Source organism: Pseudomonas sp. UBA2684, assembly GCA_002354655.1.
Taxonomy (GTDB): Bacteria; Pseudomonadota; Gammaproteobacteria; order Pseudomonadales; family Pseudomonadaceae; genus Aquipseudomonas.
This window is the reverse complement of sequence record DELY01000023.1, coordinates 12324-25697: the sequence shown is the minus strand read 5'-3', so window position 1 is coordinate 25697 and position 13374 is coordinate 12324. Positions and strand designations below refer to the sequence as shown.

Annotated in this window: 10 protein-coding genes; all 10 read left to right on the top strand. The window is 61.0% G+C overall.

Features of this window, described 5'->3' with window-relative positions; translation table 11 throughout:
- The first annotated feature begins 30 nt into the window (after positions 1-30).
- Positions 31-471: a 3-hydroxyacyl-ACP dehydratase FabZ gene (gene fabZ / locus B3M58_RS08940; protein ID WP_296218441.1), complete on the top strand. Its 441-nt coding sequence runs from the start codon at positions 31-33 to the stop codon at positions 469-471.
- A complete protein-coding gene (lpxA, locus tag B3M58_RS08935; RefSeq protein WP_296218439.1) occupies positions 468-1244 on the top strand; it encodes an acyl-ACP--UDP-N-acetylglucosamine O-acyltransferase in 777 nt (258 codons plus the stop codon). Before fabZ ends, lpxA begins: the two co-directional genes overlap by 4 nt.
- A 2-nt stretch (positions 1245-1246) precedes the next feature.
- On the top strand, positions 1247-2380 hold the full coding sequence (gene lpxB / locus B3M58_RS08930) for a lipid-A-disaccharide synthase (protein WP_296218438.1): 1134 nt from the start codon (positions 1247-1249) through the stop codon (positions 2378-2380).
- On the top strand, positions 2380-2976 hold the full coding sequence (rnhB, locus tag B3M58_RS08925) for a ribonuclease HII (RefSeq protein ID WP_296218437.1): 597 nt from the start codon (positions 2380-2382) through the stop codon (positions 2974-2976). The genes lpxB and rnhB overlap by 1 nt, the downstream gene beginning before the upstream one ends.
- Before the next feature lie 209 nt (positions 2977-3185).
- Positions 3186-4595 (top strand): alanine/glycine:cation symporter family protein, encoded by a 1410-nt coding sequence (locus B3M58_RS08920; RefSeq protein WP_296218436.1) that lies wholly within the window; start codon positions 3186-3188, stop codon positions 4593-4595.
- Positions 4596-4744: 149 nt separating this feature from the next.
- On the top strand, positions 4745-8266 hold the full coding sequence (gene dnaE, locus B3M58_RS08915; protein WP_296218434.1) for a DNA polymerase III subunit alpha: 3522 nt from the start codon (positions 4745-4747) through the stop codon (positions 8264-8266).
- A 135-nt stretch (positions 8267-8401) separates the two neighbouring features.
- The gene (gene accA, locus B3M58_RS08910) at positions 8402-9352 is read left to right on the top strand and encodes an acetyl-CoA carboxylase carboxyl transferase subunit alpha (RefSeq protein WP_296218432.1); all 951 of its coding nucleotides are present in this window, start codon (positions 8402-8404) and stop codon (positions 9350-9352) included.
- Positions 9353-10666 (top strand): tRNA lysidine(34) synthetase TilS, encoded by a 1314-nt coding sequence (gene tilS, locus B3M58_RS08905; protein ID WP_296218431.1) that lies wholly within the window; start codon positions 9353-9355, stop codon positions 10664-10666. It begins immediately after the preceding gene.
- A 169-nt stretch (positions 10667-10835) separates the two neighbouring features.
- Positions 10836-12467: a CTP synthase gene (locus tag B3M58_RS08900; RefSeq protein WP_296218429.1), complete on the top strand. Its 1632-nt coding sequence runs from the start codon at positions 10836-10838 to the stop codon at positions 12465-12467.
- A gap of 4 nt (positions 12468-12471) precedes the next feature.
- Positions 12472-13317 carry a 3-deoxy-8-phosphooctulonate synthase gene (gene kdsA, locus B3M58_RS08895; protein ID WP_296218427.1) on the top strand — a complete coding sequence of 282 codons (846 nt, stop codon included), beginning with the start codon at positions 12472-12474 and terminating at the stop codon, positions 13315-13317.
- The last annotated feature ends 57 nt before the right edge of the window (positions 13318-13374 follow it).

Genomic DNA, 13374 nt, shown 5'->3' with positions numbered 1-13374 from the left:
CTCCTCTTTTTATTACAGGCTTCTCTGGACATGATGGACATCAACGAAATTCGCGAATACCTGCCGCACCGTTATCCGTTCCTGCTGGTGGATCGGGTGGCGGAACTGGATGTTGAAGGCAAGTGCATTCGTGCCTATAAGAATGTCAGCATCAATGAGCCGTTTTTCAATGGGCATTTTCCCGAGCACCCGATCATGCCGGGTGTGTTGATCATCGAAGCCATGGCCCAGGCGGCCGGGATTCTCGGTTTCAAAATGATGGGTGTGAAACCTTCCGACGGTACGTTGTATTACTTCGTCGGCTCGGACAAGCTGCGCTTCCGTCAGCCGGTCGTGCCGGGCGATCAGTTGACCCTTGAGGCCAAGTTCCTCAGCAGCAAACGCAGTATCTGGAAATTCGCCTGCCGTGCCAGCGTCGACGGTAAGGAAGTGTGCTCGGCTGAAATCATCTGTGCGGAACGCAAACTATGAGTTTGATTGACCCTCGCGCCATTATCGATCCCAGCGCCAAGCTGGCCGACGACGTTGTCGTCGGCCCTTGGTCGATTGTCGGGGCCGATGTGGAAATAGGCGAGGGTACTGTGATTGGCCCTCATGTGATTCTCAAGGGCCCGACCCAGATTGGTCGGCACAACCATATCTATCAGTTTTCTTCGGTTGGCGAAGATACGCCGGACCTGAAATACAAGGGTGAACCGACGCGCCTGGTGATCGGCGATCACAATGTGATCCGCGAGGGCGTGACCATTCACCGTGGCACGGTCCAGGACCGTAACGAGACCACCATTGGCGACCACAACCTGATCATGGCCTATGCGCACATCGGCCATGACAGCGTGATTGCCAACCACTGCATCCTGGTCAACAACACCGCATTGGCTGGTCATGTGCATGTGGATGACTGGGCGATTCTGTCCGGTTATACCTTGGTGCATCAGTTCTGCCACATCGGTGCGCACAGCTTTTCCGGCATGGGCACGGCGATCGGTAAAGACGTGCCGGCGTATGTCACGGTATTCGGCAACCCGGCCGAGGCGCGCAGCATGAACTTCGAGGGCATGCGCCGTCGTGGTTTCAGTGCCGAGGCCATCGCGGCGCTGCGGCGTGCCTATAAGACGGTGTATCGCCAGGGACTGACGGTCGAACAGGCGCTGCTGGAGCTGGCCGAGTCTTCCGCGCAATTTCCCGAGGTTGCGGTGTTTCGCGACTCGATTCAGGCGTCTAGCCGCGGCATTACCCGCTAGTTATGGCTGGTGTATTGCGCGTCGCGCTGGTAGCTGGCGAGGCCTCGGGCGATATCCTCGGCGCGGGTCTGATGCACGCCCTGAAAGCGCACCATCCTCATATCGAATTTATTGGCGTTGGCGGTCCGCGCATGCAGGCCGAGGGCCTGACGTCCTACTTCCCTATGGAACGCCTGGCGGTGATGGGGCTGGTGGAGGTGCTGGGGCGTCTGCCGGAGTTGTTGTCGCGTCGGCGACGGTTGATCGGCAGCCTGATCGACGCCAAGCCAGATGTGTTTATCGGCATCGATGCCCCGGATTTCAATCTTGGCGTTGAGCTCAAGCTACGCCGCGCCGGGATCAAGACCGTGCATTACGTCAGCCCGTCGGTGTGGGCGTGGCGGCAGAAACGGGTGCTGAAAATCCGCGAAGCCTGCGACCTGATGCTTACGCTGTTCCCGTTCGAGGCGCAGTTTTACGACGCCCATCAGGTGCCGGTACGGTTTGTCGGTCATCCGCTGGCCGATATGATTCCTTTGCAGGCCGACCGTGTGGCGGCCAGGGACGGATTAGGATTGCCGCTCGATGGCCCGGTGGTGGCCTTGTTGCCCGGTAGCCGTGGCGGTGAAGTGGCGCGGCTGGGCAGCTTGTTTCTCGATGCGGCGACGCGTCTACGCGCCTTGCGCCCTGGTATTCGCTTCGTCCTGCCGTGCGCCAGCCCCGAGCGTCGCGAGCAATTGGAGCAGATGCTGGTAGGGCGTGATTTGCCGTTAACCCTGCTCGATGGTCGATCGCATGACGCCCTGGCTGCCTGCGATGCGGTATTGATCGCCTCCGGCACCGCCACGCTGGAAGCGTTGCTCTACAAGCGACCGATGGTGGTGGCGTATAAGGTCGCGCCACTGACTTACCGGGTTCTCAAACGTCTGGTGACAAGCCGCTACATCTCCCTACCCAACTTGTTGGCCGAGCGGCTGCTGGTGCCGGAGCTGATTCAGGATGCTGCGACCGCCGAAGCATTGGCCCAGGTCGTGGCGCCGCTGCTGGAGGGCGGCGCAGTACAGACTGAGGGTTTCGATGTGATTCACCGGGCCTTGCGCCGCGATGCCTCGGCCCAGGCGGCCCAAGCGGTGCTCACGCTGGCAGGGCGCGGCTGATGCAGTTGGGCCTGGATTTCAGCTTGGTGCAAGAATTGGTGGCCGGGGTCGATGAAGTCGGCCGCGGTCCGCTCTGTGGGGCCGTGGTCACTGCTGCGGTGATTCTCGATCCGGCACGGCCGATCCTCGGTCTGAATGACTCGAAGAAGCTCAGCGAAGCGCGCCGCGACAAACTCTTCGATGAGATTCGCGAAAAGGCCCTGGCCTGGTGCATCGCCCGCGCCGAGGTGGAAGAGATCGATCGGCTGAACATCCTGCATGCCACCATGTTGGCCATGCAGCGCGCGGTCGAAGGCTTGAGTATCACGCCCAGGCTGGCGCTGATCGATGGCAACCGTTGCCCGAAATTGCAGGTGCCCAGCGCCGCCGTGATCAAAGGCGATAGTCAGGTGCCGGCGATTGCGGCGGCCTCGATTTTGGCCAAGGTCAGCCGTGATCGCGAGATGCAGCTGCTGGACGCACAATACCCCGGCTATGGTATCGCCGGGCATAAAGGCTACCCCACGCCGGTACATCTTGAGGCCTTGCGCCGTCTTGGGCCGACGCCGATTCATCGGCGCTCGTTCGCCCCGGTGCGCAACCTGCTGGAGCGCTGAGCCCGGCGCCGTTATGTCGCCTGACTGAACGCTTTGGTCGCCAGTTCGTACGCCAATCCCCGCGGTAATGAAGGACAGTGCCGCCCCCTCGCGCTGGCTACACTGGTCAGTGTGATCGCGCAGCGCGTTCACCTTCGCTGAACCGCTGTTCTCCGGTCTTTATCGCAAGGCCCAACGAACACGCCGCCACAAGCGGTCGGGAGTCTCTCATGCAGGAAATGGCCACGCAGGTCGTCGATGTACTCAATGGTTTGATCTGGGGCAAGGTGCTGATTTGGCTGCTGGTCGGTTGCGGCCTGTATTTCAGCGCGCGCCTTGGCTTGATCCAATTGCGCCATTTCGGCCATATCTTCAGCGTGCTCAAGGGCAGCCGGCAGAGCGACGATTCGGGCATTTCCTCGTTCCAGGCCTTGTGCACCTCGCTGGCGGCGCGGGTCGGCACGGGCAATGTCGCGGGTGTGGCCGTGGCCATCACCTTGGGTGGGCCGGGGGCAATTTTCTGGATGTGGATGATTGCACTGGTTGGCATGGCGACGGGGTTCGTCGAGGCGACGCTGGCGCAGTTGTTCAAGATTCGCGACGAGAAAGGCCAGTTCCGTGGTGGTCCGGCCTATTACATGGAAAAAGGTCTGAATGCGCGTTGGATGGGCATTCTGTTCTCTATTTTCCTGATCATCGCGTTCGGTTTCGTCTTCAACTCGGTACAGGCCAATACCATCAGTGGTGCGATGCTCGGTGCTTTCGATGTGCCGCTGTGGGCCAGTGGCATTGCCATCGTGGTGCTGACCGCCTTGATCATTTTTGGCGGCCTGCGCTCGATTGCGCGGTTCTCCGAGCTGGCGGTGCCCTTCATGGCGGTCGCTTACCTGTTGGTGGCGGTCGGCATCATTCTGCTGAACCTGAGTGAGATCCCCGCCGTACTGGCGCTGATCGTCAAGAGCGCCTTCGGCTTGCACGAGGCCGCAGCAGGTGGCATTGGCGCGGCGATCATGAACGGTTTCAAGCGTGGGTTGTTTTCCAACGAGGCCGGTATGGGCTCGGCACCGAATGCTGCGGCATCGGCGACGCCGTATCCGCCGCATCCGGTTTCCCAGGGCTACGTGCAGATGGCCGGGGTGTTTATCGACACCATCATGATCTGCACGGCGTCGGCAGCGATTATTCTGCTGGCCGGCCCGCAGTCGGGTGAGGGCATCATGCTGGTGCAGAACGCCCTGACCAGTCAGGTCGGTGACTGGGGCAAGTACTTCCTGGCAGTGATCATTCTGTTCTTTGCCTTCACCTCGATAGTCGCCAACTATTTCTATGCCGAAAACTGCTTGGTGTTCCTGGAGCATAACCATACGGCCGGTCTGCTGGTGTTCCGCTTGGCCGTGCTCGGCATGGTGATGTTCGGTGCGCTGGCCTCCTTGCCGTTCGTATGGAACCTGGCCGATGTCTCGATGGGGTTGATGGCGATCACCAACTTGATCGCCATCCTGCTGCTGTCGAATCTGGCAATCAAGTTGGCGCGTGACTACAACAGCCAGCGCCAGGCCGGCAAGCTGCCGACCTTCGATGCCAGCCAGTACCCGGAAGTGCAGGCCAAGCTGGAGCCTGGGGTGTGGGACAAGCGCTGAGTACCGTGGCGTTCGGCTATGCGTCGCGGCCCAGCCTCTGCGCTGGGTTTGCCGCCGATTGTGCAAGTGGTTAAGCCTTAAGCTGATGTTTCACCCAAGGCCCGGTACAATCCGGGCCTTGTCGTTTTTGTGTTTTGTATAGGACTGCCATGACCGCTCCATTCGTCCATCTGCGCCTGCACACCGAGTTTTCCCTGGTCGACGGTCTGGTGCGGGTCAAACCGCTGATCAAGTCAGTGGCAGCGGCCGGGATGCCGGCGGTGGCGGTCACCGACATGAGCAATATGTGCTCGTTGGTGAAGTTCTATAAGGCCGCCATGGGCGGTGGCATCAAGCCGATCTGCGGTGCCGACATCTGGCTGGCCAGCGCCGAGGAAGATGGCCCGCTGTCGCGTCTGACCCTGCTGGCGATGAATGCCAAGGGCTATCGCAACCTCACCGAACTGGTGTCGCGCGGCTGGAGCGAAGGGCAGAGCAACGACCTGGTGATTATCCAGCGCGACTGGGTCAAGGAGGCGGCCGAAGGCCTGATTGCCTTGTCCGGCGCGAAGGAAGGCGAAGTCGGCCATGCCTTGCTCGATGGCGAACCGGCGGCGGCCGAAGCCTTGCTGCGCGAGTGGATGGCGGTGTTCCCCGAACGCTTCTACCTGGAAGTGCAGCGTACCAACCGGGTCAATGATGAAGAACACCTGCACGCCGCCGTCGCCCTGGCCGATAAGGTCGGCGCGCCACTGGTGGCGACCAACGATGTGCGCTTTATCAAGCAGGACGATTTCGCCGCCCACGAAACCCGCGTGTGCATCGGTGAAGGCCGCAGCCTGGATGACCCACGTCGCCTGCGCAGCTATTCCGACCAGCAATACCTGAAAACCCCGGAGGAAATGGCCGAGCTGTTCAGTGACCTGCCGGAAGCGCTGGAAAACACCATCGAGATTGCCAAACGCTGCAATATCGAAGTGCAGTTGGGCAAATACTTCCTGCCGGATTTCCCCGTGCCGGCCGGCATGACCATGGATGAATACTTCCGTCAGGTTTCCTTCGAAGGCCTGGAAGAGCGTCTGGCGGTGCTCTGGCCGAAGGACACCACGCCCAATTACGAAGAGAAGCGCCAGGTCTATATCGACCGGCTGAATTTCGAGCTGGATATCATCATCCAGATGGGTTTCCCCGGTTACTTCCTGATCGTGATGGACTTTATCAAGTGGGCGAAGAACAACGGCGTGCCGGTGGGCCCAGGCCGTGGGTCGGGTGCCGGTTCGCTGGTGGCCTACGTACAGAAGATCACCGACCTCGACCCGCTGGCCTATGACCTGCTTTTCGAACGTTTCCTCAACCCGGAACGGGTCTCCATGCCCGACTTCGACGTCGACTTCTGCATGGACGGCCGCGACCGGGTGATCGATTACGTGGCCGAAAAATACGGGCGTAACGCGGTGAGCCAGATCATCACGTTCGGCACCATGGCGGCCAAAGCGGTGGTGCGCGATGTGGCGCGGGCCCAGGGCAAGTCCTACGGTCTGGCCGACCGCCTGTCGAAGATGATTCCCTTCGAAGTCGGCATGACCCTGGAAAAAGCCTACGAGATGGAAGAGCCGCTGCGCGACTTCCTCAAGGTCGACGAGGACGGCCGGGAAATCTGGGAAATGTCGCTCAAGCTCGAAGGCATCTGCCGCGGTACCGGCAAGCACGCCGGTGGCGTGGTGATCGCGCCCACCAAGCTTACCGACTTCTCGCCGATTGCCTGTGATGACGAGGGCGGCGGCCTGGTGACCCAGTTCGACAAGGACGACGTGGAATCCGCCGGCCTGGTGAAGTTCGACTTCCTCGGCCTGCGCACCCTGACCATCATCAAGTGGGCGATGGAGACCATCAACCGCGAGCAGGCCAAGAAGGGCCTGCCGGACCTGAACATCGACTTTATCCCGCTGGACGACAAACCGACGTTCAGCATGCTGCAGAAAGCCGAGACCACTGCGGTGTTCCAGCTTGAATCGCGCGGCATGAAGGAGCTGATCAAAAAGCTCAAGCCAGACTGCCTGGAAGACATGATCGCCCTGGTGGCCCTGTTCCGTCCGGGGCCGCTGCAGTCGGGCATGGTGGACGACTTTATCAACCGTAAACACGGTCGCGAGCCGATTTCCTACCCGCATCAGGACTATCAGTACGCGGGCCTGGAGCCGGTGCTGAAACCGACCTACGGCATCATCCTGTACCAGGAACAGGTGATGCAGATTGCCCAGGTCATGGCCGGCTACACCCTCGGTGGTGCGGATATGCTGCGTCGCGCCATGGGTAAGAAGAAGCCCGAGGAGATGGCCAAGCAGCGCGGCGGCTTTATCGAAGGCTGCGCCAGCAACGGTATTGACGCCAACCTGGCGGGCAACATCTTCGATCTGGTGGAGAAATTCGCCGGTTACGGTTTCAACAAGTCGCACTCTGCTGCCTATGGCTTGCTGTCGTATCAGACGGCCTGGCTCAAGGCGCACCACTCGGCGGCCTTTATGGCGGCGGTGTTGTCGGCGGATATGCACAACACCGACAAGGTGGTCACCCTGATCGAGGAATGCCGCAGCATGAAGCTGCGCCTCGATGCGCCGGATGTGAACATCTCCGAGTTCAAGTTCACGGTTAACAACGAAGGCTGGATCGTCTACGGCTTGGGCGCGATCAAGGGTGTCGGCGAGGGGCCGGTGGAGGCCATCGTCGAGGCGCGCCAGGAAGGACCGTTCAAGGATCTGTTCGACTTCTGCTCGCGGGTCGACCTCAAGCGCATCAACAAGCGCACCCTCGAAGCGTTGATTCGCAGCGGTGCGCTGGATCGTCTGGGGCCACATTTTTATGAAGAACTGAAAGCCTACAAGGCCAATATCGACCGCAATCGCGCGGTATTGCTGGGCGCAATGGAGGAGGCGGTGCAGGCCGCCGAGCAGACCGCGCGCAGCGCCGAGAGCGGGCATATGGACCTGTTCGGCGGGGTGTTTGCCGATACCGAGGCGGATGTTTACCGCAATCACCTGCGCGCCCGCGAGCTGACCCTTAAAGAGCGCCTCAAGGGTGAAAAGGACACCCTGGGCCTGTACCTGACCGGCCACCCGATTGATGAGTACGAAGGTGAAGTGCGGCGTTTTGCTCGCCAACGCATCGTTGACCTGAAAGCGGCGCGTGGCGATCAGACGATTGCCGGCCTGGTGGTCAACCTGCGGGTGATGAAGAACAAGAAGGGCGACAAGATGGGCTTTATCACCCTGGATGACCGCTCCGGGCGGATCGAAGCCTCGCTGTTCGCCGAAGCCTTCAACAGCGCCCAGGCGCTGTTGCAGACCGATGCCCTGGTGGTGGTCGAGGGTGAGGTGAGCAACGACGACTTTTCCGGTGGTCTGCGCTTGCGCGCCAAGCGGGTGATGAGCCTGGAAGAAGCGCGTACCGGCCTGGCCGACAGCCTGCGGTTGAAGATCGACAGTGCGGCCTTGAAAGGTGATCGCCTGCGCTGGCTGGCTGAGTTGTGTGGCCGTCACCGTGGCGCTTGTCCGATTACCCTGGATTACAGCAGTGACGATGCCAAGGCCGTATTGCAGTTTGGCGAAGGCTGGCGGATCGACCCGGCAGACAGCTTGATTCAGGCATTGCGTGACCAGTTCGGCCGCGACAACGTCTTTTTGCACTACCGCTGATTTGTGAGGCTTCGGTCTCGCGTGTTAGCCGCGACACTTTATAGTGTCGACCTGAATGCGCCCGATCCCTTAATGTAGGGCGCCAAACGGATACAGCTCCCCGGCCGCTTGGCCGTCGACGCAAGACGGATGACTATGAACCCGAACTTTCTCGATTTCGAACAGCCGATCGCCGACCTGCAAGCCAAGATCGAAGAACTTCGCCTGGTCGGCAACGACAACTCGTTGAACATCAGCGACGAGATCGCCCGCCTGCAGGACAAGAGCAGCACCCTGACCGAAAGCATTTTCGGCAACCTGACCAGTTGGCAAATTGCCCAGCTCGCCCGCCATCCGCGCCGCCCTTATACCCTCGATTATCTTCAGCATATTTTCACCGAATTCGACGAGCTGCACGGTGATCGGCACTTCTCCGATGACCCGGCGATTGTCGGCGGCGTAACGCGCCTGGACGGTGAGCCGGTGATGGTCATCGGTCATCAGAAAGGTCGCGAAGTGCGTGAGAAAGTGCGCCGCAACTTCGGTATGCCGCGTCCTGAGGGTTACCGCAAGGCCTGTCGCCTGATGGAAATGGCCGAGCGTTTCCAGATGCCGATCCTGACCTTTATCGACACCCCCGGCGCCTATCCGGGCATCGACGCCGAGGAGCGTGGGCAGAGTGAGGCGATTGCCTGGAATCTGCGCGTGATGGCCCGCCTGAAAACTCCGATTATCGCCACCGTTATCGGCGAGGGTGGTTCCGGTGGGGCGCTGGCGATTGGCGTGTGCGATCAGTTGAACATGCTGCAGTACTCGACCTATGCGGTGATCTCGCCGGAAGGTTGCGCCTCGATTCTATGGAAAACCGCCGAGAAAGCCCCGGACGCCGCCGAGGCCATGGGGATCACGGCCGAACGCCTGAAGGGTTTGGGGATTGTCGACAAGGTGATTGGCGAACCACTGGGTGGCGCCCATCGCGACCCGGCGGCTGCGGCCGAATCGGTTCGTCAGGAGCTGGCGGCGCAACTGAAGATGCTGCGTAAACTCGATACCGCCGAGCTGTTGTCGCGTCGTTATGAGCGCCTGATGAGCTACGGCATCGCCTAAATGAGCGTGAGCGCCAGGGTGCTGGAAAGTCTGGCTCCTTGGCGTGATGCGCCGGCGTGGCGTATCGCGCTTTCCGGTGGCCTCGACTCCACGGTCCTGCTTCACGTTTTGGCCAGCCTCGCGCAACGCGAGGCGTTACCGCCACTTTCCGCTATTCATATCCATCATGGTCTGCAACGCGCTGCCGATGCCTGGCCGGTGCACTGCCAGCGGTTGTGCGCTGCGTGGGATGTGCCGCTACAGGTCGTGCCTGTGCAGGTGCGGCCGGGCGCCAGTGTCGAGGGGGCGGCCCGCGAGGCGCGCTATGCGGCATTTCGCGCGGCGTTGGGCCCGGGTGAGGTGCTGCTGCTGGCGCAACATCGCGACGATCAGGCGGAAACCCTGATCTTTCGCCTGCTGCGTGGTGCCGGTGTGCAGGGGTTGGCGGGCATGCCGCGGAGCCGTGCGCTGGGAACCGGGCACTTGCTGCGGCCTTTATTGGCCTGTTCGCGCGCCGAGTTACAGGCCTACGCTGCCGCGCATCAACTGGATTGGGTGGACGATCCGTCAAATGCCGATGATGCGTTCGCGCGCAATTATCTACGGCATCGCGTGTTGCCGGTGCTGGCTGAGCGCTGGCCGCAGGCGGCAGTCAATATGGCGCGTACCGCCGCTCACCTGAGCGAAGCGGCGCAGTTGCTCGATGAGCTGGCACAGCAGGATCTGGCGTCGGCGCAAGCACCGGACGCATTTGCCTGGCTCAATCTGCCCAGCCTGGATGTAGCGCCGTTGCGGGAATTGAGCGAGTCGCGTCAGCGCAATGCCCTGCGTTACTGGCTACGCGCATTCACGCCGATGCCGGATAGCGAGCATTGGGTGGGTTGGCGGGCGCTGCGTGATGCGACTCGCGCGGCGGCACCGGTTTGGCGTCTGGCTGGCGGCGAGCTGCGCCGAGCCGACGAACGGCTATGGTGGTTGGCGGGCGACTGGTTGCGGGCGCCGGCGTTGCCCGCGCTGCGTGTGCACGCCAATCAGGTGCTGCAACTGCCGGGCAATGGCAGCGTGCGGATCGACGGGCAGCTCCCAGTGGGGGAGTGGCGGTTGGCCTACCGCCAAGGTGGGGAGCTGATGGCGCTACCGGGGCGCGGTCATCGCGATTTAAAACGCCTGCTCAATGAGCGGCAGGTGCCGGTATTTGTGCGCAGTCGTTTGCCACTGCTGCTGCGCGGCGGCGAATTGCAGGCGGCGGCCAACCTGCCCGGTTTAGACGGACCTGGGGATGGCCAGTGGCGGTTCAGTTGGCAGCCACCGACGAATGATCAAGGTTTGAGCTGATAAGGCCTTTCCGGTAGACTACGCTCCCGTCTTATCAGAGCTTTTGCAGACTCCCTCAGAGTCAGCAATTGCTTGCCAATTACGGCGTTTTTCGTAATTGGGGGCCTCGGCCTTCCTTCGCTTTCCCCGGCGGCGCAGACCGCTTAAACGCAGACTTCTAGGGTTTTTCATGACGCGCTACATCTTCGTCACGGGTGGTGTTGTTTCTTCTTTGGGGAAAGGCATCGCTTCGGCTTCATTGGCGGCCATCCTGGAGGCGCGGGGCCTGAAGGTCACGATGCTCAAGCTGGATCCTTATATCAACGTCGATCCGGGCACCATGAGCCCGTTCCAGCACGGTGAGGTGTTCGTCACCCACGACGGCGCTGAGACCGACCTCGATCTGGGCCACTATGAGCGGTTCATCCGCACCACCATGACCCAGAACAACAACTTCACCACCGGCCGCGTCTACGAAGATGTGCTGCGCAAAGAGCGCCGGGGTGATTACCTGGGCGCGACCATTCAGGTCATCCCGCACATCACCGACGAAATCAAGCGGCGCATCATCAAGGGTGCCGGCGATGCCGACGTGGCCATGGTCGAGATCGGCGGCACGGTGGGCGACATCGAATCGCAACCGTTCCTCGAAGCCATCCGCCAACTGCGTGTAGAAGTAGGTGCCAAGCGCGCCATGCTGATGCACCTGACCCTGGTGCCGTATATCGCCACCGCTGGCGAAACCAAGACCAAGCCGACCCAGCATTCGGTGAAAGAGCTGCGCTCCATCGGCCTGCAGCCGGACGTGCTGATCTGCCGTTCCGACCATCCGGTGGATGTGTCGTCGCGCCGCAAGATCGCCCTGTTCACCAACGTCGAAGAACGTGCGGTGATTTCCCTAGAAGACGTCGACACTATCTACAAGATTCCCGGCGTACTGCATGCCCAGGGCCTGGATGATTTCGTCGTCGAGCGTTTCGGCCTGGAATGCAGCGGTGCCGATCTGTCCGAGTGGGATCGTGTGGTCGATGCCAAGCTCAACCCGGAGCACGAAGTGACCATCGCCATGGTCGGCAAGTACATGGAGTTGCTGGACGCCTACAAATCGCTGATCGAAGCGATGAGCCATGCCGGCATCCAGAACCGCACCAAGGTTAACCTGCGCTATATCGACTCCGAAGACATCGAGAACAAAGGCACCGCGCTGCTCGAAGGCGTGGATGCCATTCTGGTGCCGGGTGGCTTCGGTCTGCGCGGCGTGGAAGGCAAGATCACCACCGTTAAATACGCTCGCGAAAACAAGATTCCCTACCTGGGCATTTGCCTCGGCATGCAGGTGGCAGTGATCGAGTTCGCCCGTAACGTGCTGGGCTGGAGCGATGCCAACTCCACCGAGTTCGATACGGCCAGCGGCCACCCAGTGGTCGGTTTGATCACCGAATGGCAGGACGCTACCGGCGCCACCGAACAGCGCAGCGACGCCTCCGACTTGGGCGGCACCATGCGTCTGGGCGCACAGGATTGCCAACTGATGGCCGGCTCCAATGTACGTGACTGCTACGGCCAGGATGTGATCGTTGAGCGCCATCGCCATCGCTATGAAGTGAACAACAACTTGTTGCCAAATCTGATCGAGGCCGGCCTGAAAATCACCGGTCGCTCCGGCGATGGTGCGTTGGTTGAAGTGGTCGAAGCGCCGGATCATCCGTGGTTCGTTGCCTGCCAGTTCCACCCCGAGTTCACCTCGACGCCGCGTGATGGCCATCCGCTGTTCAGCGGTTTCGTCAACGCCGCCTTGGCGCAGAAAGCCAGGAAGGCATAGGAATATGACGCAGAAAATCATCAAGGTTGGCGCCATCGAAATCGCCAATGACAAGCCGTTCGTGCTGTTCGGCGGGATCAACGTCATCGAGTCGCGCGACCTGGCCATGCGTGCCTGCGAAGAGTACGTGCGGGTCACCGAGAAGCTCGGCATTCCCTACGTGTTCAAGGCCAGCTTCGACAAGGCCAACCGCTCGTCCGTGACCTCGTTCCGTGGCCCAGGCCTGGAAGAGGGCATGAAGCTCTTCGAGGAAGTGAAGAAGACCTTTGGCGTGCCGGTGATCACCGACGTGCACGAGCCGCATCAGGCGCAGGCGGTGGCCGATGTCTGCGACATTATCCAGCTGCCGGCGTTTCTCTCGCGGCAGACCGATCTGGTAGTGGCCATGGCCAAGACCGGCGCGGTGATCAACATCAAGAAAGCCCAGTTCCTGGCACCGCAGGAGATGAAGCACATCCTGGCCAAGTGCGAGGAGGCGGGTAATGACCAACTGATCCTGTGCGAGCGTGGTTCCAGCTTCGGGTACAACAACCTGGTAGTGGACATGCTCGGCTTCGGCATCATGAAACAGATGAACTACCCGGTGTTCTTCGACGTGACCCATGCCCTGCAAATGCCGGGCGGCCGCGCCGATTCCGCCGGTGGTCGCCGCGCCCAGGTCACCGATCTGGCCAAGGCAGGCATGAGCCAGGGGCTGGCCGGTCTGTTCCTGGAAGCGCATCCGGACCCGGACAATGCCAAATGCGACGGCCCTTGCGCCCTGCGTCTGGACAAGCTGGAGCCGTTCCTCACTCAGCTCAAGCAGCTGGATGACTTGATCAAAAGTTTTGCGCCGATTGAGACTGCCTGAAACGGCAATTCTCCGGTAAAGTGCCGTTTGTATACAATCTGATTGAATAGTCGGTAC